Origin of the sequence: Devosia lacusdianchii (genome assembly GCF_022429625.1) — a bacterium.
GTDB lineage: Bacteria > Pseudomonadota > Alphaproteobacteria > Rhizobiales > Devosiaceae > Devosia > Devosia lacusdianchii.
Genome location: NZ_CP092483.1, coordinates 4,146,324 through 4,168,598 on the forward strand (window position 1 = coordinate 4,146,324; position 22,275 = coordinate 4,168,598).

Annotated in this window: 21 protein-coding genes and 1 tRNA gene; 9 read left to right on the top strand and 13 right to left on the bottom strand. The window is 63.2% G+C overall.

The features are described 5' to 3' along the window. The first annotated feature begins 4 nt into the window (after positions 1–4). From MF606_RS20470 to MF606_RS20480, 3 genes are all read left to right on the top strand, one after another. Positions 5–1,219, top strand: coding sequence for a COG4223 family protein (locus MF606_RS20470; RefSeq protein ID WP_240231170.1), 1,215 nt, complete (start codon positions 5–7; stop codon positions 1,217–1,219). Continuing rightward, the gene (locus tag MF606_RS20475; protein WP_240231171.1) at positions 1,216–2,580 is read left to right on the top strand and encodes a heme biosynthesis protein HemY; all 1,365 of its coding nucleotides are present in this window, start codon (positions 1,216–1,218) and stop codon (positions 2,578–2,580) included. The genes MF606_RS20470 and MF606_RS20475 overlap by 4 nt, the downstream gene beginning before the upstream one ends. Positions 2,581–2,593: 13 nt before the next feature. Further along, positions 2,594–2,669, top strand: a tRNA-Thr gene (locus tag MF606_RS20480). Here MF606_RS20480 and MF606_RS20485 read toward each other — a convergent pair. Together MF606_RS20485 and MF606_RS20490 are read right to left on the bottom strand one after the other, a co-directional pair. Further along, positions 2,657–3,445, bottom strand: coding sequence for an N-acyl amino acid synthase FeeM domain-containing protein (locus MF606_RS20485; RefSeq protein ID WP_240231172.1), 789 nt, complete (start codon positions 3,443–3,445; stop codon positions 2,657–2,659). The genes MF606_RS20480 and MF606_RS20485 overlap by 13 nt on opposite strands. Positions 3,446–3,579: 134 nt before the next feature. Then, complete coding sequence (locus MF606_RS20490) at positions 3,580–5,859, bottom strand: putative bifunctional diguanylate cyclase/phosphodiesterase (protein WP_240231173.1); 2,280 nt, start codon at positions 5,857–5,859, stop codon at positions 3,580–3,582. Between the two features lie 260 nt (positions 5,860–6,119). Here MF606_RS20490 and MF606_RS20495 point away from each other — a divergent pair, with 260 nt between their 5' ends. Further along, a complete protein-coding gene (locus MF606_RS20495; RefSeq protein ID WP_240231174.1) occupies positions 6,120–6,410 on the top strand; it encodes a 4a-hydroxytetrahydrobiopterin dehydratase in 291 nt (96 codons plus the stop codon). A gap of 4 nt (positions 6,411–6,414) precedes the next feature. Here the strand turns inward: MF606_RS20495 and MF606_RS20500 are convergent, their stop codons facing one another. The 3 genes from MF606_RS20500 to MF606_RS20510 are packed head-to-tail and all read right to left on the bottom strand — an operon-like array spanning position 6,415 to position 12,222. Beyond that, entirely contained in the window at positions 6,415–9,882 is a 3,468-nt protein-coding gene (locus tag MF606_RS20500; protein WP_240231175.1) for an error-prone DNA polymerase, read from the bottom strand. Beyond that, a complete protein-coding gene (locus tag MF606_RS20505) occupies positions 9,879–11,534 on the bottom strand; it encodes a Y-family DNA polymerase (RefSeq protein ID WP_240231176.1) in 1,656 nt (551 codons plus the stop codon). Before MF606_RS20505 ends, MF606_RS20500 begins: the two co-directional genes overlap by 4 nt. Further along, positions 11,422–12,222 (bottom strand): hypothetical protein, encoded by an 801-nt coding sequence (locus MF606_RS20510; protein ID WP_240231177.1) that lies wholly within the window; start codon positions 12,220–12,222, stop codon positions 11,422–11,424. The genes MF606_RS20505 and MF606_RS20510 overlap by 113 nt, the downstream gene beginning before the upstream one ends. A gap of 242 nt (positions 12,223–12,464) precedes the next feature. On the opposite strand from MF606_RS20510, the gene MF606_RS20515 reads away from it, so the two are divergent. Beyond that, positions 12,465–12,896 carry a tellurite resistance TerB family protein gene (locus MF606_RS20515; protein WP_240231178.1) on the top strand — a complete coding sequence of 144 codons (432 nt, stop codon included), beginning with the start codon at positions 12,465–12,467 and terminating at the stop codon, positions 12,894–12,896. Positions 12,897–13,045: 149 nt separating this feature from the next. Here MF606_RS20515 and MF606_RS20520 read toward each other — a convergent pair whose 3' ends face one another. Then, a complete protein-coding gene (locus tag MF606_RS20520; protein WP_240231179.1) occupies positions 13,046–13,588 on the bottom strand; it encodes a hypothetical protein in 543 nt (180 codons plus the stop codon). Positions 13,589–13,714: 126 nt separating this feature from the next. On the opposite strand from MF606_RS20520, the gene ppa reads away from it, so the two are divergent. The 3 genes from ppa to MF606_RS20535 all read left to right on the top strand — a co-directional run bounded on the left by ppa (position 13,715) and on the right by MF606_RS20535 (position 16,341). Next, positions 13,715–14,248, top strand: coding sequence for an inorganic diphosphatase (gene ppa, locus MF606_RS20525; RefSeq protein WP_240231180.1), 534 nt, complete (start codon positions 13,715–13,717; stop codon positions 14,246–14,248). 72 nt (positions 14,249–14,320) lie between these two features. Beyond that, positions 14,321–15,703, top strand: coding sequence for a serine hydrolase (locus MF606_RS20530; protein ID WP_240231181.1), 1,383 nt, complete (start codon positions 14,321–14,323; stop codon positions 15,701–15,703). Continuing rightward, positions 15,700–16,341, top strand: coding sequence for a chloramphenicol phosphotransferase CPT family protein (locus tag MF606_RS20535; protein WP_240231182.1), 642 nt, complete (start codon positions 15,700–15,702; stop codon positions 16,339–16,341). Before MF606_RS20530 ends, MF606_RS20535 begins: the two co-directional genes overlap by 4 nt. On the opposite strand, the gene MF606_RS20540 is transcribed toward MF606_RS20535, so the two are convergent. Continuing rightward, entirely contained in the window at positions 16,298–16,834 is a 537-nt protein-coding gene (locus tag MF606_RS20540) for a cytochrome b (protein WP_240231183.1), read from the bottom strand. The genes MF606_RS20535 and MF606_RS20540 overlap by 44 nt on opposite strands. 74 nt (positions 16,835–16,908) lie before the next feature. On the opposite strand from MF606_RS20540, the gene MF606_RS20545 reads away from it, so the two are divergent. Continuing rightward, a complete protein-coding gene (locus MF606_RS20545; RefSeq protein ID WP_240231184.1) occupies positions 16,909–17,406 on the top strand; it encodes a MarR family winged helix-turn-helix transcriptional regulator in 498 nt (165 codons plus the stop codon). Here MF606_RS20545 and MF606_RS20550 read toward each other — a convergent pair. The 6 genes from MF606_RS20550 to MF606_RS20575 all read right to left on the bottom strand — a co-directional run bounded on the left by MF606_RS20550 (position 17,403) and on the right by MF606_RS20575 (position 22,266). Then, entirely contained in the window at positions 17,403–17,876 is a 474-nt protein-coding gene (locus tag MF606_RS20550; protein WP_240231185.1) for a YegJ family protein, read from the bottom strand. The genes MF606_RS20545 and MF606_RS20550 overlap by 4 nt on opposite strands. Positions 17,877–17,981: 105 nt before the next feature. Beyond that, on the bottom strand, positions 17,982–18,851 hold the full coding sequence (locus tag MF606_RS20555; protein WP_240233904.1) for a sigma-70 family RNA polymerase sigma factor: 870 nt from the start codon (positions 18,849–18,851) through the stop codon (positions 17,982–17,984). Continuing rightward, on the bottom strand, positions 18,848–19,309 hold the full coding sequence (locus MF606_RS20560; RefSeq protein ID WP_240231186.1) for a carboxymuconolactone decarboxylase family protein: 462 nt from the start codon (positions 19,307–19,309) through the stop codon (positions 18,848–18,850). Before MF606_RS20560 ends, MF606_RS20555 begins: the two co-directional genes overlap by 4 nt. A gap of 98 nt (positions 19,310–19,407) precedes the next feature. Next, positions 19,408–19,962 (bottom strand): dihydrofolate reductase family protein, encoded by a 555-nt coding sequence (locus MF606_RS20565; protein ID WP_240231187.1) that lies wholly within the window; start codon positions 19,960–19,962, stop codon positions 19,408–19,410. A 662-nt stretch (positions 19,963–20,624) separates the two neighbouring features. Next, the gene (locus tag MF606_RS20570; RefSeq protein ID WP_240231188.1) at positions 20,625–21,044 is read right to left on the bottom strand and encodes a dienelactone hydrolase family protein; all 420 of its coding nucleotides are present in this window, start codon (positions 21,042–21,044) and stop codon (positions 20,625–20,627) included. Beyond that, complete coding sequence (locus MF606_RS20575) at positions 20,992–22,266, bottom strand: Shedu immune nuclease family protein (protein ID WP_240231189.1); 1,275 nt, start codon at positions 22,264–22,266, stop codon at positions 20,992–20,994. Before MF606_RS20575 ends, MF606_RS20570 begins: the two co-directional genes overlap by 53 nt. Positions 22,267–22,275: the final 9 nt, after the last annotated feature.

Below are 22,275 nucleotides of genomic sequence, written 5' to 3' on the forward strand. Positions count from 1 at the left end.
TGGAATGGCCGATACCAAGGGCACCGATCCCAAGCCTGCCGATGGCAAGACGAGCGAGACCAAATCCGGCGCCGTCCGGCCGCCTGTGCTCGATCTCAAGGCCCGCGATTCGGCTGCCGATCCCACCAAGCCAGAACCCAAGCCCAAGCCGGCCGAGACCTTCAAACCCGCTGAAAAGCCTGCGGCTGCTCCGACCGCCAGCACCGCCTTTCCCTATGTTGCGACTCTGGCCGGGGGCGTGCTTGGCCTCGCGGCCGCCTACGGTCTCGCCTGGCTCGGCCTGTGGCCGGCACCACCAACCACGCCCTCGCCGGCTGACCCTCGTCTGGCGCAATTCGCCAGCGCCATACCCGAGCTCGAAACCGTTACCCAGACCACGCAGAGCGAACTCGCCGCCCTCAACCAGCGCATCGGCGCCCTCGAAACCGCCGCGCCCGCCGCTACGGCAGGCGCTGAGCCGACCGACCTGAGCGGCGTCGAGGCCGATATCGCCGCGCTTGGCGAGCGAATCGAAGCGCTGGCGGACCAGCCCACGCCGGCCGCCGATACCGGCGCTGCCGAGGCCCTGCGCACCGAACTCGTGGCCCTGACTACGCGGCTCGATGAACTCGCGGCCCGCGTTGGCACTGCCGAGGCCGGGCTGCGCACGCTCGACACCACCGTGGGCGAAACCAGCGCCGCCCTGGCCGGACAGCCCAGCGATATTGGTGCCGTCCTGCAATTGCCGCTGATCCTGTCAGGCTTTGAAACAGCCTTCGCCACCGGCCGCCCCTACGAAACCGAATTGGCCGCCCTGAGGGCCGCCTCGCCCGATGCGGCCATTCCCACCGCGATCGCCAATGGCGCGGCCGGCGGCATTGTGCGCCCAGATGCCATCGCCCGCCGATTCGAGGCGGTGCTGCCCGCCATTCTGGCTGGTCGTCCGGCCAATCCCGACGCGCAATGGCAGGATGGAGCCCTGGACTGGTTCCGCAACGCCATCGCGCTGCGCCCCACCGGCGAAATCGAGGGCGATACGCCTGAAGCCGTAGTCTCCCGGCTGGAGGGCGCCATTGCCCGCCGCGATTTCGCCGAGGCCGAAACCCTGCTCGCCGCCCTTCCCGCCCCGATGCTGACTGCTGCCGAGGATGTGCCAGCCCTGGTCGCGACGCAGGCGGAAGCCGGACGCTTCCTCGAAACCCTGCGCGTTGAGGCCCTCTCCGGCGAGGTCAATCCATGATCCGCCTCGCCTCTTGGATAACCGGCAGCCTCATTGTCGCCGCCCTGGCGGCCTGGCTCATTTCGTTGCCCGGTACGCTGACCCTGGAGGCAGCGGGCTATCGCATGCAGCCGCGGCTGGGCGCCGCCATCTTCCTGTTCATTCTCGTCGCCATCGTCGTCATCGCTATCTGGGCAATCGTCCGGCGTGTTCTTTCGGCCCCGCGCGCCATGGCGCGCCGTGGTCGCGAGCGCCGGCGCGAGCAGGGCGTTGAGGCGCTGTCCGATGCTATCGTGGCGCTGCAGGCCGGCGATCCGGCCCGGGCCCGCTCGCTGGCGCGCGAAGCGCAGGCGCGGCTGCCCGCGAATGCCGCAGCCAAGCTGCTCGAGGCGCGTGCCGATCTGGCCCTGGGCGACATGCCGGCGGCCCGCGAACACTACCGGGCGCTGATCGCCAGCGAGAAAACCGCCGTAGCGGCTTTGACTGGTCTTTACGATCAGGCCCGCGCCCAGCAACGGCCCGAAGCGGCGCTGACCTTTGCCCGCAAGGCGCTGGCGCTGGCGCCCAATAGCGGCTGGGCCGCCGACGCCGTGTTCGACGACCTGACCCGGCGCGGGCAATGGGCCGATGCCGTTGCCATGGTCAATGTGGAGCAGGCATCAAGCCGCGAGGAACGCGCCCGCAAGCGCCGCCGCCAGGCAGTAATCGAAACCGCCCGCGCCCGCGAGGCCGAAACCACCACACCGCTGGCCGCACTCGACCATGCCCTTACGGCATTGAAGCTCTTGCCCGATTTCGTACCGGCCGCGCTCATCGCGGCGCGCATCCATATCGATCGAGGCGAGACGCGCAAGGCGATGAGCCTTTTGCGCCGTATCTGGCGCGCTACCGGCCATCCCGATGTCGCCGCGCTCTATGCGCGCGCCCAACCCGGAGCCTCAGCGGTCGACCGGCTCAAGCGCCTGGGCGAAATCATCGAGACGCCGCCGCCGCATCGGGCCGCCGGCATGGCCCTGGCCCGCGCTGCCATCGATGCCTATGACTGGCCCTTGGCGCGCGCCGCCCTGGCGCCGTTTGCCGGTGCCGACGCGACCCAGGGTGTCGCCAGCCTGATGGCCGAAATCGAGGAAGGCCAGAGCGGCGACCAGGGCAAGGCGCGAGAATGGCTCGCTCGTGCTGTTCGCGCCGCGCGCGACCCCGCCTGGACGGCAGATGGTCTCGTCAGCGACGAATGGGAGCCCATTTCGCCCGTTACCGGTCGCCTTGACGCCTTCGAATGGAAAGTGCCGATGACGCTCTCGGCTCGTCAGGCCCAGCCAAGTCAACCACAATTGCCCATCGAAGCCCCCTTGCCTCTTGCACCGGCCCCAAACCCCACGTAAAAGGCCACCCGTTGCCGCATTAGCTCAGTTGGTAGAGCACATCATTCGTAATGATGGGGTCAGGTGTTCGAGTCACCTATGCGGCACCATCTCCCGACATTGCCGATCCATAATAGGTGCGCTCGCCCACGAGTTGCAGGCGATGGGCCTGCCGTGCGGTCGGCGCTATGGCGCGTATCGGGCGGGGTTCTGCGCCGAACAGGCTTTCGCGTTCCTCGGGTGTCGACATGAAGAACGGGTAGCGCTCGACAATGCGTGAATAAGTGACCGGCAGATAGGTCGCGTAGAGGCAGACTGGGAAGGCCAGTTCGCCCCAACGTCCCTCGCCCGCCAATTGGGTCGAACCGAACACCCTTTTGTAGAACGGGGCATGCTCGGGTCGAACGGAGGAAAGGCAATAGCTCGCGCCGAAATGCTTGCTGGCCATGACGCCGATCCGAAGAGTCAGGTAGGGCAGAGCCGGAAATGCCAGCGTCGCATCGCGGTCGGCGGTGAAGCGGCTGGGATCGAGATAGGTATCGCCCCGATCCAGAATGCCGCCCAGCACATCGGGCCAGATGCCCAGGCTGGGCGATGTCCGCTGCTCGGATGTGGTGTAGTGCAGACGGATAGAACTCACCAGCTTGTCGTCGATATAGACGCCGAAGCAGTAGCAGTTCGGCGCCTCGTCATAGATGTCGCGCGTGATTTGCTGAGAATTGGCGGGGATGAATTCTTCCCGCCGATACGCCTCGTAGCGCAGCCGGTAAACCGGATCGAATTGCTCATCCACCGACACGCGACGATATTGCACCCGATCGAGCAAATCGATCAGAGTCAGCGCAAATTGTGACGTCGCGCCATTCGTTTGGGTTGCCGCACTCATTACAAAAGGTCCCCGCAGTCGATTGGGATATTAACCTCTTGTTAGGCATATGGCATTGAAAAAAGCGGGCCACCCGGGTGCCTGCATCCGCGTCAGGGTCGGATTTTCACGTAGGATGAATAGGTTAACGCTGATTAACCATGCCGCCGATTTGCCGCAGTTTGGGGCTGTCTGGCGTTGAGGCGGCCGATCAGCTCGGCAATATCCCGCTCCGGCAGCGGCCGGCTGAAGAAGTAACCCTGCACCTGCTGCACCTTGGTATGGGCAACCATGATGTCGAGCTGATCCTCGGTTTCCACCCCTTCGGCGATAACCGTGAGGTCGAGATCGCGGCCCAGCTGCGCCACATTGGCCAGCAGCCGCAAGGCGCGCGGGCTGGTGGCGATATCGTTGACGAAGGACCGGTCGATCTTGAGCTTGGCGAATGGCAGCGAGTGCAGGTAGCTCAGCGACGAATAGCCGGTGCCGAAGTCATCAAGCGCGATGGCCACGCCCTTGGCCGCCAGGGCTTCGAGCACGCGATTGGCGATCTCGCGCTCCTCGATGACAGCGGTCTCGGTGACCTCAACCTCGAAGCGATCCGGGGCAAGGTTGGCCGCTAGCAGCGCCGCCTCGACCAGCCCGACGAGATCGGCGCCGCGGAAATCGCGCGCCGAAACGTTGACGGCGACGCTGACATCGCCCGGCCAACGGCTGCAATGGAGCGCCGCCTGCTCGATCACCCAGGCGGTGATGTCGGAGATGAGACCCATTTCCTCGGCGAGCGGAATGAAGGTCGAGGGCGGTATGCTGCCAAGCTCTGGATGATTCCAGCGCGCCAGCGCCTCGCAACTCACGACCTTGCGCGTGGCGATATCGAGCAGCGGCTGGAAGGCGAGCGTGAGATCGCCCCGACGCACGGCTTCGCGCAGGTCGGCCTTGAGCCGCTGGCGATAATGGTAGTCGATATCCATCTGCGCGTGGAAGATCTGGCTTTTGGCCTTGCCATCGCCCTTGGCCGAATACAGCGCCAGGTCGGCCTTGGTCATCAGATCGTCGAGCCCATCCTGCGCCGCGGTGCTGGTAACGAGCCCGATGCTGACATTGGCGACCAGGGTCAACCCATCCAGCAGGAACGGGGCGGTGAACGCGCCCAAGATGATTTCCGCGTCGGCCTCAGCCTGCTGGGCATTCTCGACCGCGCCCCGATAGATGATGAATTCGTCGCCGCCCAGCCGCGCCAGCACCGCTTCGGGCGGCAGCGTCCGGCGCAGGCGCAGGGCAACCTGCATCAGCAGTTCGTCCCCCACAATGTGCCCGAACGTGTCATTCACATGCTTGAAGTCGTCGACGTCGATGATCATCAGCGACACGGTGCGCTCGTTGGCCTGGCCCGCTCGCGCCTCGAGATCTTCTACAGCAAGTTCGCCGAAATAGGTTCGGTTGGGCAGGCCCGTCAGCGTATCGTGCCGCGCCATGAAATTGATGCGCTCTTCGGATGCGACGCGCTCGCTGATATCTTCGAACAGGAGGACGCTGCGCTCTTGTCGCGAGCTGACTGTCACTTCGTAATAGCGCCCCGCAGGCAGGCAGAGCAGAACTTTGCCTGAAGTGCCCCGCCCGACCATATCGAGCAAACGATCGACCGAGGTTCTGGGCAGATGCCCCTCGTCGCCCAGGGTGTTGAGGACCGTGGCCAACGGCATTCCAATCAGATTGGTCAGTCCCAGCAAGGCGAAAAGCCGTACGGCCCGCTCGTTGGCGATCGATATCACACCCCGTTCGTCGAGCATGCACAGGCCATGCTCGAGCGTGGTCAGCGCTATATCCAGTTCGGCGGCAAGCCGCGACGCCTCGACGCGGCCATGCACGGCGCTAAGCAGGATGGAGCGGGTATCAGCGGCCAGCTTACGAAAGCTGGCGAGCATGACCCCGAGCAAGGCGGCCAGCACGATATGGTAGAGATCGCCATGCAGCGCATAGCCGAGCGACAAGGGGATGATGACCAGCACCATCTGAATGGTGACGAGGCGATCCAGCCCAAAATTGCGCGCGACCACGCCGACCATGGCGGCCGTCGTCAGCGTGGCGCTGGTCAGCTCGGCAAAAGGGTCCTTGACGATGACCATGGAGATGAAACACCAGGCACCGTAGACGGTGCCCGCCATGGCGCCGCTGACCACCGCGCGGTTTTCCCAATGCTCGGCAGCCTCGGCATCGTCGCTGTCGATGGCGGCGCGCAGGAAGGCACGTGCATCAGCGTAGCGCAGCATGCCGATAAGGATGAAGGCCACGGCAATGGCAAGCAGGGGCAAGGACTGGGATTTGTAGGCGCTGAGACCTGCGGCAAGCGCCGTGCCGCTGGCGGCAGCCAGCATCGCCCGCCGGTCGGCATAGACCGAACGGATAATCGACACATAGTCGATGGCTGGCATAGTTTTTCGGGCCGAGGTGAACACCCGCAAGTCCTCAGTTTTACACCCGATAGAAGCGCGCGAGGCATTAAGAACGCCTTGCCGGGTGACGGAAACAGTCCGTATGGCGATAAGCTTCTCTCCCGGAAGGTAAACATGGACTTAACGGAGGCCGGAAATTATCGGATCGCTATGGGTGGTTCGGCAGATGAACCCGCCACGGAAGCGTCGCTTTGCCGGGCTAGGCAAGAGGCTTTCAGAAGTGATTGAACAGGTGCCAAATGGTTGAGAAGCTGAGCGCTAAAGAACGCGAAACGGGGCTGGCCGGCCTCAATGGCTGGGTCTACGACGAAGCTGCGGACGCCATCGGCCACGTTTTCAAGTTCAAGAATTTTTCCGAGGCGTTTGCCTTCATGACCCGCGTCGCACTGGCAGCCGAAAAGGCAGCGCACCACCCCGAATGGTCCAATGTCTACAACACGGTCACCATCCGGCTCACCACCCATGATGCCAAGGGGTTGAGCAGCAAGGATATTGCGCTGGCCCAGACCATCGACAAGATTCTAGTCTAACCCCTTAGTGGAAATTGCGCCCGCCCGGCAAAGCCGCATAGGCCTGCCGGCGGGCTCTTTCGATTTCGCGCAACGCCTGCCGGTCGCGCCCCGGCTCTGGGTCCGATCGTCCCTCGTCGCCGCGCGCCAGTATCCGTTCCCCGATATCATGGCCATGCGCCAGATCGAGCAGATGGCCGGTCATGTCGGTCAATTGCTCGGCAATGATGTGGATGACCAGACCCTCGCGCTGCAACTGACCACGCACCGCCAGCATGCGGGAGCCCAGAATGGTCTTGCGATTGGCTTCGAACACTTTCGGCCAGATGACAATATTGGCAATGCCCATTTCATCCTCGAGCGTGGCAAAGATCACCCCGCTTGCCGTGCCCGGCCGCTGCCGCACCAGCACCAGCCCGGCCACCTCGATGCGACTGCCTGGCTTGACTGCCATGAGCTGATCCGACCGCGTAGTGCGGCGAGCATCGAGCAGTGGCCGGATGAATTGCAGCGGGTGCCCCTTGAGCGAAAAGGACAGGGTCGAATAATCGTGGATGACCTCTTCGCCCGGCAGCATTCTGGGCAAATCGGCCTCGATATCGGCCTCGGTCTTGACCCGTCCGGCCGCCTCGAACAGCGGCAAGGTATCGGCCCCATGCGTGCCGATCAGACCCTTGACCGCCCACAGCGCCTCGCGCCGGGAGAGGCCGAGCGAGGCAAAGGCATCTGCCCGAGCCAGCTTTTCGAGCGTGGCGATGGATATGCCGGTGCGCAGCCACAGATCGCGCACTGAATCGTAACCGTGCCCACGCCGGGCGACGATGACGTTGATATCGGCCTCCGGCAGGCCGACGGCTTGGGAAAACCCCAGGCGCATTGCCTTGTTGGAATGGATGTCGTCCGCCATCTCGAAATGCTGCGGCCATAGGTGGTCGCGCGCCATGCGCGTCTCGCCGTCTTCGCTTAGGCTGTTTTCGAGCACGCATTCGAGATCGGACAGGTTGACGTCAATCGACCGCACCTCCACCCCGTGCTCGATGGCATCGCGGATGATCTGGCTGGGTGCATAAAAGCCCATTGGCTGGCTGTTGAGCAGCGCACAGGCGAACACATCTGGATAATGGCATTTAAGCCAGCAGGAGGCGTAGACGAGCAGCGCAAATGATGCCGCGTGACTTTCGGGAAAACCGTATTCGGCAAAGCCCTTGATCTGGGCAAAGCAGCGTTGGGCGAATTCGAGCGGATATTTGCCGTTGGCGGTCATGCCTTCGATGAAGCGCTTCTCGAAGATTTCGATCTTTCCGGTCCGCCGCCAGGCCGCCATGGCGCGCCGAAGTTGATCGGCCTCACCAGCCGAAAACCCTGCGCCCACTATGGCCATCTGCATGGCCTGCTCCTGGAACAACGGGATACCGAGGGTCCGCTCAAGCACGGCATCAAGCCGGTCTCCGGGTTTTGCCTTCCATGGCTCCGATCCATCGCGCCGCTTCAGATAGGGATGCACCATGCCACCTTGGATCGGGCCGGGCCGCACGATGGCGACCTCGATGACAAGGTCATAAAATTCCTTGGGCTTGAGGCGAGGCAGCATCGACATCTGCGCCCGGCTCTCGATCTGGAAGACCCCGATCGTGTCAGCGCGATGCGTCATGGCATAGACGCGTTCCCGGGCGAACGGGCCCGCCCCATTCTCTTCAGCCAGAAGCTCGGTCAGCACGGGTTTCTTGCCGTAATGGACCTGCATCAGTTCGAAAGCACGCCGTAGGCAGCTCAGCATGCCCAGCGCCAGCACGTCGACCTTGAGGATGGCCAAGGCGTCGATATCGTCCTTGTTCCATTCGATAATCATGCGGCTATCCATGGCTGTCTTGCCAATGGGCACCAGACTTTCCAGCGAGTCGCGGGTAATGACGAAGCCACCGACATGCTGTGAAAGGTGACGGGGAAAACCGCGCAGGACTTTGATCACTTCGAACATTTGCGCCAGGACGGGGTCGTCCGGGCTCAGCTTGATCTTGGTCATTTCGGCGAGGCCCAGTTTTGAACCCCAACCCCAGTGCAGCTGGTTAAGCGCGGCTACGGTGTCGTCCGACACGCCGAACACCTTGGCCGTCTCGCGAATGGCGCTCTTTGAGCGATAGGAGATGACGTTGGCCGTCAACCCGGTGCGTTTGCCGCCGTATTTTTTGTAGACATATTGCATCACCTCTTCGCGCCGCTCATGCTCGAAATCGACGTCGATATCGGGCGGCTCGTCACGTTCGGTCGAGATGAACCGGCCGAAGACCAGGTTGGCCGTCGTTGGATTGACTTCGGTGATCTCGAGGCAGAAGCAGACCGTCGAATTGGCGGCCGACCCGCGACCCTGACACATGATCTTGCGCTCATGGCGTGCATACATGACGATGTCATGCACCGTCAGAAAATAGGCCGCATAACCCTTGTAACCAATGAGGCAGAGTTCGGACCAGATCGAGCGTTTGATCGCGTCCGGCACCCCTTCGGGAAACCGTTTCACCGCCCCCGCCCAGGTCAGCCGCTCCAACGTCTGCTGCGCCGTCTCACCATTGCCGATGGTCTCTTCGGGATAATTGTATTTGAGCTGATCGAGCGAAAAGCCGATGCGGGCGATGAAGCCCTGGGTTTCGCTGATGGCATTGGGATAGTCCTTGAACAGGTCAGCCATTTCCGCTGCCGGCTTGAGGTGGCGCTCGGCATTGGCGGCAAGTTGCCAGCCGGCGGCTTCAAGCGTGAGATGCTCGCGGATGCAGGTCACCACGTCCTGCACGATGCGCCGGTCCGGCTCGTGGTAAAGCACATCATTGGTGGCAAGCAGTGCGGCGCGGTGGCGCTTGGCTAGCCCGTCGAGTCGATTGAGCCGGGCCCGATCCTGCCCGTCGAAGCGCGGCGCAGCGGCAACCCAGACGCGATCTGGCGCCTTGGTGGCAAGCATATCCAGCGTCCGTTCAGTCAGGCCCCAATCGGCCTCGTCGGGCATGAGGATGAACAGCTGGTCCTGCGCATAATTTTCCGGCGGCCCCTGCTCGGTTTCCGATGCAGGGTCGCCTGAGCCGAAGAGATCGTTGAAGAACAGTTTTGGACTGCCCTTCTCGCCGCGCTGATTGCCCACGGTGAGCAGCTTGCACAGCCGGCCGTACGCCACCCGGTTGGTTGGATAGGCAATGATGTCAGGCGTGCCGTCGGCAAAGCAGAGCCGGACACCGACCAGATAACGGAAATCGGGGAAAAGCGACGTGTCCCGGTCCCGCGCCACCACATAGCCGCGCACCACCCCGGCAAAGCTGTTGCGGTCGGTGACGCCGAAGGCTGTCAGCCCCATATGCATGGCTGCAGTGACCATTTCCTCGGGGTGGGAACCGCCGCGCAGAAAGGAAAAATTGGTGGTCGATACCAGTTCCGCATAAGCGACTGTCGATGGCGGCGGCTGGGCGCGGGGCCTGGCCGGCTGGATCAGCTGGACAACCTGGTTCATGAGAAAACCCCATGCAGGTACCAGCTCGCCGGTTCATCGTCGCGATGGAAGCCCTGCCGATAGATCCAGAACCTGCGGCCTTCCGCATCCTCGACCATGTAATAGTCGCGCGTCACCGCATCGGCATCAAAGAGCGGTAGCTTGGGGATATAGGGCGGTGGTTCGTCCTTCCGGGGCGGCTCGGGCGGCACCAATTGCAGGCGCTGGCCGGTACGCCACCATTCGGCTCCCAGGCGTTCGGGCCCCGATGCCTTGAGCAACCGGTAGTTGTCGCGCCGCCAGATCATCGAGGCCGGCAGGCCATGCGGCACTTCGGCATTGATGGCCACGGGTTCGGGAACCGGCAACAGGCGCAGCGGACGCATCAGATCGGGCCGCATGCCATTGCCGCCATGATCATTGGCAACCAGCACCGGCACCAGCCGTGCCGCCCGCTCCGGAATGTGGCTCGCCACCATTTGCGTCTTCAGCACCGCCAGCGACCCCAGCCGGCTGCTCATCCGGTCGTTGAGCTGGTCGAGATCCTCGGCGACACCCTGGTGTGAAAACGCCCCGAGCTGGACCGCGTCGAGCTCGGCCACCGAGCTGACCGCCAGCCGGATCATGTCGATGCCGAAACTGGCATCATATTCGCCTTCGAGCCGTTCCGAACGGTTGCTGAACAGCTTGGTAATATGCTCGGGGTCGCGCGTCAGCCGGGCGGAATTGACCGAGAGGGCCATGACCTTGTGATCGACGCGATAGAGGAAAAGGTGGAAGGCCTGCCCGCCCAGCCCCTCGGCTTCGAGCCGGATGCCAAGCTGGATAGCCAGGTCATGCGTCGTCATCAACACATCGTCCATCAGCCCGATCGGATCGGCAAAGCGTCGCTCGGCATAGCGTTCGGCCACCGGCAGGCGCGGTGACATCCGCTCCTCGATCTGGCCATAGGCCTGATCGAGACGGTCGAGCAGCGAGATGCCGAACCGCGCCTGCAAGGGTTTACGCTCGCGCGGGCGCAACTGGCCGATGGTCTTGAGACCCATCTGGGACAGGCCGGCGACCTGCGCTTCGCTGAGGCGCAACGCATTGACCGGCAACGCATCGAGAATGGTCTCGAGCTCGGCCGGCTCGACCACCTGGCTGCGGGCAAAATGGCTGACTCCCCAGGCCGCGCCAATGGTGGGCGCAATAGCGCCCGAAACGGTATAGCCGAGTTCGCGCAGCCGGGTCAGCAGCAGGCGCAGCATGGCACGTTCGCCGCCGAACAGGTGCGCGACCCCGGTAATGTCGAGCACGAGGTCGCCGAAACCGGCGACATTCTGCATCACCGAAACCAGCGGGCTGGCATTGGAGTGCCAATCGGCAAAATCGGCGAAGACGGCTTCGAGCAGCGGCCGGTCGATCTCGCGCACCGTGAGTTCGGGCACCATGGCGCGGGCATCGGCCAGGTTCTGCCCGACACGAAGTCCCCTGGCGGCCGCCTCGGCATCGATGGCCGCCAGCCGCAACCCGCCCTTGATCCGCTCATAGAGCGCCAGCGGCGCCTTGAGCTGGAGATCATGCCGTTTCAGGTAATCGGTCGGCCAGGTGGGCAGGAAGAGCGCGAGGAAGCGGCGTGCCGGAAACGAACCGGTCTGTGCGGCCGCGAGCAGCGATTGCTGAAAATCCATTTTCCGTCCAACCCAGCAGCCATTCGGTCTGTTTGATGAGTGTTCCCCTCTCCAATTGCGCCCGCCATCGCAGCGGCCCCGGCGCCTTGGCGTCATAACGCCGTTGCGCGCTGGGCGCTGGCGACAGGCACCAGCGCAGATGCGCCGCGCTCGCCTCGCGGTCCTCGCCATAGCGCAACATGAAGATCGACCCGCCCGTGCTGGCAGCCCGCATGCTCAGCCGCCGGCTGGCGGTGAAATCGAGCAGCTTGGAATGCCCGCCGATATCGGCCACCACAGCCGCCACGGCGCGGCAGGCAATCGCTTCCTCGACCGCCCAGAGCAGTTCGGCCATATTGGCCGGCCGCACCAGGATGAGCGCCTCGGGATCAAAGCCGAAGCTCACGAGGCCCGGACCGTAGGGCATTCCCAATTTCTGGGCTTCATCGGCCAATTGCAGGTAAATGACGGCAAGCCGCTGCTCGGTGATGAGGCCTCGTGCCTGGGCCAGGGCAAAGCCCAGAACCGCGCCGGCATTGCGGCGTTCAGCAGTGAACACCTCCTGCAGCAGCCCTCCGGCCAGCACCGGAAACCCCTGCGCATTCTTCTCGACCATCGTCCGCGCCTCGGCCAGAGCCGGCTTGCGCTCGATATCGGCAATGCTGTCCCGCAGCGCAGCGATGCGCTGTTGGCGATCGGGGGCGCTCATCGGAGCCACCTTCCTTAGTGAACAAAACCAGAACATTTAGACTCCGAATCCGCGCGGAGTCGAGTCCTTTTTCATTCAGCGCCGGTGTGGCTCTTCCGCATCAACCTCGGTCAAGACCGCGTGACAGGCCGCCTGACCCATTGAGGAAATCGCAAGGGCTGCTAACTCTTGGTTCAAGCCTGCCTCCCGGCGCGCAAACCCTTTTCGCTGTTTCCCGCCGCTCCCCGAAGGAGGCTCACGCCATGTTCGAGGCCATTACCCGCCTGTTCAACAAACCCGAGACCGCCCACTCACTCCACGATCCAAAACTGGCCGTGGCCGTGCTGCTCGTGCATCTGGCGGCCGTGGACGGACAGATGAAGGACGAGGAGCGCAAGGCGATCCGCGGTGCGCTGCAGGACCATTACGACATGGACGAAGCTGCGGTGGACCGGCTGATCAAGGAAGCCGCGCTCCGCGACGCCGAAGCCGTGGATTTCTACAAGTTCACCCAAGGCATTACCCAGCTCGAGATGGAAGACCGCATCGAGATCGTGCGCATGATGTGGACGGTGGTCTTTGCCGACAAGAAGAACCACGAGCTCGAAGACAACATGGTCTGGCGTATCGCCGAGCTGATTGGCGTTTCCAGCCGCGACCGCACCATCCTGCGCAACCAGATCAGCAAGTCCTAGATCGGTGTGCTTCAAGTGCATTCAGCATTTGTCGTCATTGCCCGGCTTGCCCGGGCAATCCAGCGATGGCGCGACATCGTATGGACCACCCGGACAAGCCGGGTGGTGACGATGGCGGAGAACGTGATCCCGCCTGAATACCCGCCGCTCTAGTAAGCCTCGAACTTGCCGATGATCTCGATCTCGTCACTGGCGCAATCGAAATCGCCTGAAGCATCGGCCGCCTCGCGCGCCAGCTCGTTGGCGTCCTTGTTGGCGATCGCATCGATATAGGCGACGTGGCAGCTATTGCCCTCGACCAATTGCGTCACCACCAGCACCTGGCCCTTGTTTTCACCGGTTTCCGGATCGGCCGTGTGGTAGCGCACGATGGTGGCGATGGGCATCCAGCGGCCCAGCTCATTGCTCAGCCGCCATTCGAGCTTGGCCCCCAGCTCGTTGAACGGCGGCAGCGTCTGCCCGTCCGCCATCTTGGCGCCAAAGCCGTAGATCAGCGAGAAGCGCAGATCGCCTTCGGTCACCATCAAGGGATAGCCCTTGTAGCCCGGGCAGGCCCAGCTGGCGCCGAAATCGTCGGCATCGAGCACGAGGCACTGATCGAGATTGATGTCGGTATAGGCGCTGTTGAACGCGGCGTGGGCCGGAACCGCCAGGACGAGCGTCAGGAGAGCACTGGCAAGGATCTGTTTCATCACGAACTCCGCGCGGGGATAGGGTGGGGCAGCAGCATTGCGCCAAACTGGCTTGCCTTTGCGGCCTGTTCTGGGCACAACGCAACCACTTTGTCGCCTCCCCGATGAACGAGACCTGAAGCAAAAATGAACATCGACGCCATCCCGACCGGCAAGAACCCGCCCGACGACCTCAACGTGATCATCGAAGTCCCCATGGGCGGCGAGCCGATCAAGTACGAAATCGACAAGGCTTCGGGCGCGCTGTTCGTTGACCGGTTCCTCTATACGCCGATGCGCTATCCCGGCAATTACGGCTTCGTGCCCCACACTTTGTGCGGCGACGGCGACCCGCTCGACGTCATCGTCATGAACTCGCGTCCCCTGGTGCCCGGCGCTGTCGTGCGCTGCCGCCCCTTCGGCGTGCTGTTCATGGAAGACGATGGCGGCCAGGACGAGAAGATCCTCGCCGTACCGGTTTCCAAGCTCACCAAGATGTATGACAGCATCAAGGACATCGCCGACATGCAGCCCATCCAGGTCGAGCGCGTGAAGCACTTCTTCACCCACTACAAGGATCTCGAGCCCGGCAAATGGGCCAAGATTTCCCATGTCGGCGGCTATGAGGACGCCAAGCGCGTCATTCTCGAATCCATCGAAATGGCCAAAAACGCAAAATAGGCCAGCGCCGCATCCTTGCCACACCGGGTGTGCATGCCGATCTACCGATCATGCACACCTCCGGAGGCTCCGATGCAACTCGTCCTCGCCGCGCTGGCCTTTGCCGCGCTGATCGCCACCCCTGTTCTGGCTCAGGAGGCGCCGGTGGTCTCTGACGAAGCGGTTGCCCAGATTCTCGCCGATCGCATCGACCGCGACGGCCAGGGCGTCGGCATCGCCGCCGCCGTGATCGAAAACGGCACACCGCGCTTTTTCAATCACGGCACATTCGCCAAAGACGGCGACACGCCCGTCTCCGAAGCGACGCTGTTCGAGGCCGGGTCCCTTGCAAAGGTCTTCACTAACCTGCTGGTTGCCCAGCTGGTGCTGGACGGCAAGATGGTGCTCGATGCGCCGGTCACCGACTACCTGCCCGAGGGAACCAAGATTCCCGCCTTTGAAGGCAAGACCATTACCCTGTTCGACCTGGCGACGCATAGCTCGGGCCTACCCTCGGTGCCACCCGAACTGGCCTTTGCCGATCCCGCCAACCCTTACAAGCACTACAATGCCGAGCTTCTCTACGGCTTTCTCGCGGCCTACCCGCTGCCGCGGGCCCCGGGCACCGAGTATGAATATTCCAACATCGGCGCGACGCTGCTCGGCGAAGCCGTGAGCCATGTGAGCGGCCTGCCCTATGGCGAGCTGGTGCAAAAGCGCATCCTCGATCCGCTGGGCATGACCGACACCATGCTGGTGGTGCCCGATGCCCTGGCCGACCGCTTTGCCACCGGCCATGACACCGAAGGCCAGCCGGTATCGCATTGGGACTTCGAGGTCTTCGCGCCGGCCGGCGGCTGGCGATCGACCGCTGCCGATCTCGCCAAATTCGCTGCCGCAGTCAGCGATCAGACCGAGACGCCACTCAAGGATGCTGTCGCCCTGATGCTCAAGGAGACGAGGCCCGCCGGCTCGCCCAACATGACCATTGGCCTGGCCTGGATCGTGCTCGACCACGAGGGTGCAAGCATTGTCTGGCACAATGGCATGACCGGCGGGTTCAACGCCTTCCTCGGTTTTGATCCCGCCAGCGGTCGGGCTGCGGTCGTGCTGGCGAATGCGGCGACCGCAACGGGCATCGAGGATATCGGCTTCCACCTCATCGATGCCACTGCCCCATTGGCCCCGCAGCCCAAACCGCGCGAGGCCATCACACTCGATCCCGCCGTGCTGGAAAACTATATCGGCACCTACGAGCTTGGTCCCGAATTCTCCATAGCCGTTACCGCCGAGGGGCCGCGCCTTTTCATCCAGGCCAGCGGCCAGGATCGCCTTGAGGCCTTCGCCGAGACCGAGACGGACTTCTTCCTCAGGGTTGTCGACGCGCAGATCAGCTTCGAGCTCGGCGCCGACGGCAAGGCCACGGACCTAGTGCTGCACCAGAACGGCCAGAGCACAGCGGGCAGCAAGCAGTGACCGGCCGCATCGTCATTCTCAACGGCACACCGCGCGCCGGTAAATCCTCCATCGCCAAAGCCATGCAGGACACCTTGCCGGGCAACTGGATCAACCTGGGCGTCGACGCCCAGAACCGCACCCTGCCCGCAGGTCTAATACCGGGGATCGGTTTGCGCCCGGGTGGCGAACGCCCCCACCTCGAGGCGGTGATTCCCGACCTCTACTTTGCGCTCTACGACACGATCGCGGCCCATGCCCGGCTGGGTTTTGACGTCGTGGCCGACCTTGGTCACCACGACAGCTATTCGCGGCCCCTGGGCATTCTGCCCGCCTGCGCGCGGCGGATGGCGGGGCTCGACGTGCTGTTTGTCGGCGTGCGCTGCCCGATCGACGAAATCATGCGCCGCCGCAATGCCGATCCCCAGAGCGGATTCTATGTCGGCGGCGATGGGATCCCCGCCCCCGTGCAGCGCTGGCAGGATGCCGTACACGTCCCAGGTATCTATGACCTTGAACTTGATACCGGAACTCTGGCGCCGGAGGCCTGCGTACCGCTGATCGCCGAGGCGCTCAAAACAGCGCCCAGACCAAGGGCCTTTGAGAAACTGGCCGCTATCGCCCTAAGCCCATCCGCGCCAGCAGCCGGTCCCGCCTGACGAACTGGTGGTAGAGCGCGGCCCCGATATGGCCCGCCATCAGAACCAACAGGACGCGGGCCAGGATTCCATGCAGCGTGCGGGGCGGCGCCAGCGTGAAATCGGGCAGCGGCAGCGGTGCCGTGCCCACGAGTTGCAGATTGGCGCCGGTGAGCAGGATGGTGCCGAGGCCGCTCGCCACCATCACCAGGATGACGGCATAGAGCCCGTAATGAACCGAACGGGCCGCCAGCGCCTGAGCGCGCGACATGCCGCCGACCTCGCGGGGGCGCTTGTCAAAGAACACCCACCAGACAATGCGCAGTACGGTCAGTACGCCGATCATTGTGCCCATGACGGCATGGCCGCGCAGCAGGGTGAGCCGGGTGGCCTCGTCCAGCGTATTGGCCGCGCTCAAGCCGCTGATCAGCATGCCGAAGATGGCCAGGGCGGTCAGCCAGTGGATGGCGACGGCCACGCCGCCATAGCGGGTTGGACTGCTCTTGAGCGACATGGCGGGCTCCTTGCGTTGTGGATGGCAACGCAATATAGATAGCACACTATGTATTTAGATAGCAAGCTATGTAAATGACCCTCACTCGCGAGACCTCCGCCGGCTACATGACCAACTGGGCGGCGCGCCTGTTTACCCGCGAACTGGAGCGGCAGCTCGCACCCACAGGCATTGCCCCGGCCTATATGCCCATCCTGTTCGCCCTGGCGGGGGGAAGGGTCATGACCCAGAAAGCGCTGGCCCAGCGCGCGGCGGTGGAACAGCCGACCATGGCGCAGACACTCAAGCGCATGGAACGCGATGGCTTTGCCGTGCGCCGCCCGGATCCCGATGACAAACGCAGCGCCCTGGTCTCGCTGACACCAAAGGCGGCCGCCTTGATCGAGACCGTCGAGACAGTGGTCACCCGGATCAATGCCGTGGCCTTGGCGCCACTGGACGGAGCCGAGCGTGAACTGTTTCTGGCGCTGATGCACCGTATCGTCGGGGCGCTGGAGGAGCGCGACGGGCAAGAGCCCCCCCTGGGGGACGGGCAAGGGCCCGCCCTGGGGGATGGCGAGAGCCGGCCCTAGGGCTCGGCGAGCAGAGCGCGCAGGGCCGCGGCTTCCTTCTTTTCCAGATGCGGCAACATCACCCGCAGCGTTTCGGCACCCACGATCTTGTCGTCGCGGTAGAACAGCCAGTCGGAAATCACCTCGGGGTCGACCGACACGCGCTCGCCATAGGCGACGGTGAAGACATTGACCGGCTCGTTGGAAATGACGCAGGTCGCCGACCGGGCGGTGCCGGCGATTTCCCCGCACCAAAAATGCTCGGTCTCTCTGCCATCGGAAATGCCCAGCTTGAGCGAGAAATCCGCCTCGTTATCGGCCGGGTCGGCGAACCGCTCCCAGAATTCCGGCAACCCGTCCCGCGCCTTGGCGATGGCGGCGTTCATTTCCGGGTCCTCGGTGGAAAACTCGACGACGCTATCCTCGGCGCTGACGGGCATCACGGCCAGAACAAGAGCGGCCAAGCCGACGAAACGAGTAATCCTGCGCATGCTTTTCTTGATACCCCCAAACACTGCCCGCAATTGAACCCGCAGATTATGACCGCAATGCGAGTCGGGGGGATAAAGCGGGACTTGCCCCCTGCCCCGGAAGCGCTAGTGCGCCTCCAGATGTCCGAGCTTTTCGGGATTGCGCACCACATAGATCCCCTTGACCCGCCCGCCCTCGACCAGCAGAGCGGTGGTTTGCAACCCATCGCTCTCTTCGGTGACGAAGCCGGGCAGCCCGTTGATCATGGCCAGGCGCACCAGCCGCGAGCCGCGCTCGGCAAACACGCTTGCCAGCCCCGCATGCAGCGCCAGCACCGGATCGAGACCGATCACCGCCTGGCTCAGCGCCGGACGCTTGCCGCCGCCATCGGTGACCAGCACCACGTCTTCGGCCAAGAGCGCCTGCAATTGCCCCATATCGCCATGGCGCGTTGCGGCGAAGAACGCTTCGGCAATGGCGAGGCTGCGGTCCTGCGACAGCGGAAAGCGCGGCCGCGCCTCGCGCACATGGGTGCGGGCCCGGCTGGCCAACTGCCGACAGGCGGCCGGGTCCTTGCCGATGGTTTCCCCGATTTCGGCAAAGCCGACGCCGAACACGTCGTGCAGCAGGAACGCCGCCCGCTCCAGCGGCGACAGCCGTTCCAGCGCCAGCAGCAAAGGCAATGTCACGTCGTCGTCTATGCTATCGACCTCCGGCTCGACCACCGGCTCGGGCAGCCACGGCCCGACATAAGTCTCGCGCCGCCGCCGCGCCGATTTGAGCACGTCGAGGCAAAGCCGCGTCACCGTACGCATCAGGAAGCCCTCGGGCTCGCGTACATCATCGCGCTCGGCCTTGAGCCAGCGGATGAACGCCTCCTGCACCACATCCTCGGCATCGGCACGCGAGCCGAGCATGCGATAGGCGACGCGCAGGAGGCGCGGCCGGATCGGTTCGAACGTGGTGGCGGCGCCCTGCCCCGACGCCTCCATCAGGCGGCGACCCGCGATGCGGCGGCCGGATGCTTGACCCTGAAGGCCAGGTTGAGCCGGTTGAAGGCGTTGATGGCGGAGATCATCAAGGTGAGTTTGACCTGTTCTTCGGGCGTAAACTGGGCCGCCACGGCTTCATAGGCCCGCTCGCGCGCCGCCTCGTCGCCGAGCACGGAGAGCACTTCGGTCCAGCCCATGGCGGCCCGTTCACGCTCGCTATAGAGCGGGGATTCCCGCCACGCGTCGAGGAGGAAAATCCGCATCTCGCTTTCGCCCGCCTTGATTGCGTCACGCGTATGCATGTGCAGGCACATGGCGCAGCCATTGATCTGGCTGGCGCGAATCTTGATGAGTTCGACCAGGCTGGGCTCAAGCCCCATTTCGGCGACGGTGGTACTGAAATCGATCAGCGGCTGCACCAGCGGATAAGCGACGGCATAGGGGTTTGGACGATTGCTCACGGCATTTTCTCCTGTTGCTGGGTGGTCCCATGAAATCAGGACGAGATGGCCGCGACGGGTGTGACATGGGCGGCAGAAATTTCCGCCGCCCACCCAATTCAATCGGCCCGCTTGGCGTAGGTCAGCACCACGTTGCCTTTGGATGTCACCTGGCTCGACTTGAGTTCGAGGCGCGTCGTGGCGGTGCCGTCTTCGAACAGGCGACGGCCTTTGCCGGCGACGACCGGGTGGATGATGAGGGTCAGTTCGTCGATGAGGCCTGCCAGCAGCAACTGGCGCACCAGCGACATGCCGGCCATGGCCGCGATCGTGCCGCCCTTCTGGCTCTTGAGATCGCGCACGAAAGCTTCGAGATCGCCCTCGATCAGCGTGGAATTGCTCCAGCTGAGATCGGTCGGCTTGAGCGTGCGCGAGGCAACGAATTTGGGGACAGTGTTGATGAAGCTGCCGAAATCCTGGTCCTGCTCGGCAGAGGGCCAGTAGCCGGCCCATTCCTGGTAGCCCTGGCGACCCAGCAGCACCGTATCGACATCGGCCATCACGGCGCCGAGCAACTGGCCCAGCTCATCATCGAAGCTATCGAACTGCCACTGATCGGGGGCTTCGGCAACGCCATCGACAGAGTAGAATAGGCCGGCTGTAACTTTACGCATTGGTTTCTCCCGTGGATCTGGCGACCGTCTTGGCTGCCATCTGACACCGCGACGAGTCGGGTGAGAAAACTTCGACATTTTGCGCGAAGTTTTCTTCGTACATGCGAAAGCGCCGGTCGGCGATTACCTCCGGTTTCATGAAATGAGCGGGCCCCGAGGCGATGGCCGCCCCCGAGTTTTGTTTAGTGAGACGGAAACCGCCTCGGGGCGCCGGTTTTGGAACGATACTCGGGGATCGCGGTGTGGGGACGCTCGCCCCAGCCGGCCAGTATCTGAACCTGCGCGGCAGCGAAGCCGGCACGGCGCCCTCCGCCACTGTTCGCCTGCAGGCCGCTCATGCGGAGGGATGGGGAGAGTATGCGGGAGGTTTTTGGAGCGGGGATAAGACGGATAGGAGCGATAAATGCCCCACTCGGCGGTGTCATTCCGGCGCAGGCCGGAATCCATGCGGTGGGCTATCCAGACGCTGGATGAGGCGGGTTGCCCCGGATATGGATCCCGGCCTGCGCCGGGATGACATCGAGGGTGAGGACAGTTTGCCGCCCATGCTGGACCATTCGCCGCCGTCACCGTCGGGCCTGACCCGAGGGCGTTACACTGACTCGGCAAGTACAGAGCCCTCGGGTCGAGCCCGAGGGTGACGCCTCGTGGGTTGGGTGATCTCAGAGCCGACCCAGAAATTCCAGCACACGCTGCATCACCAGATCGGCCGCTGCCTTGTCGTAATCGGGCAGCGACGCATCGGTGAAGAGATGCCCGTTGCCGGGATAGAGGAACATCGCCCCGTCCTCGGCCTCAGCGATCAGCGCCCGCGCCGCGTCGATATCACCCGAATCGACGAATTCGGGATCGGCATCCATGGCGTGAATCTGCACCGGCAGCCGGGCCGGCCATTCCCCGAACTCGCTGACCGGCACCGCACCATGGAGAAAGACGGCACCGCGCACCCCCGGCCGTGTCTGCGCCAAAGCCTGCGCCGGCATCACGCCCAGCGACATGCCGATATAGACGAGGTCGTCGGGGAAGCCTTCAGCAGCCGCCCGGCCACGCGCGATGATGGTCGAGAAGCCGGGCGTCTGCACGTAGGCAGCGCCTGATGGGATGGAGTCGAACAGCTTGCCATCGAGCAGGTCGGGGACATGCACAATATGCCCGGGAACTTACGATGAAGCAGGCGCGCTCGTACAATTCATCAAAAGTCACGACCTCGGGCCTGTTCAGATTCCTTCTGAAGAGTTCAAAGCTCCTAAAACGTCGCTCGTTGACACCGTGCTCACCGTGGAACTCTGAAAGCCGGCCACAGATAACGTAAGACCGGGGCTCTGTCGTAAACAGCGTCTCACCGGAAGGTTCGCCGCTAGAGTCTGTTATTTCTTCGCGCGCTCGCCATGCTTCTAGCGCAGCGGACACGGTTCCTTGGACTTGGGCAACAGCTCCACTCAGCTCACTTGATGGCTGCCAAATGCCAGATCGATACTCGCTAGAGGCCAGTAGCGGAGTGTCGTGCCTCTTGATCTCGACGAAGCACGTCGTCGAGATCAATGCATGTGACTTGAGCAATGCATCAACTCGCTTACCGGGACCTGAGATCGAAAAGCCTCTAACAGCCTGTTCCATCTTCCGGTTGTCCAGAGGACCGAAATTGATGAGAGATAGGCTGGCGCCAAATATCCACGGATTCAGTTCGAAGAAACGTTGCCATACCTCTTCTGGACCCTTCGCATGTTTAGCTAGCACGCCAGCAAAGTAGCCCTCGTCGCTGAGAAGCCGCTCAAACACCCTGAGTTGCTTCTTTCGATAGCCCAACGACACTACATCTTCGATTGTTATCTCGTTTCGAGCAATGTCCGCCAAAAGCTGCTGATTGTCCGCCGCGAGTCGAAGCACCTGGGCTGGCTGAAGCAGAAGTTGCTCAAGATCGGAGTCGGTAACGTTGACCTTGCCGGCATTCGGAAAATGTATCCGCTTCAAATTCGACAGGAAGGCCAACAAGGTGGCCACCTCTGCCGGCATAAAGGTGAAATGCTCCTTAGCACCACTGGCGCTAGAGAAGCGTTGCAAAGTCACTGTTTGAAAGGACCGGTCATCTTCGAGAAACGTCACTTTTATCTGAAATCGCCCGGCCGGGGTCTCACGAAGGACTATCTCGTCCTTGACGTTGGCGAACGCGTATCCTGAGGCAGCATCAATGTATTTGTTGGCGATCCTAAGGTTGCGACCTACAAAATCAGGAAAGGCTGGACCTACATAGGTTTTGTCCGCCCTGCTTCTACTGAAGATTTCTGACTCGTCTGTGTCGTTCAATGCGTCGCC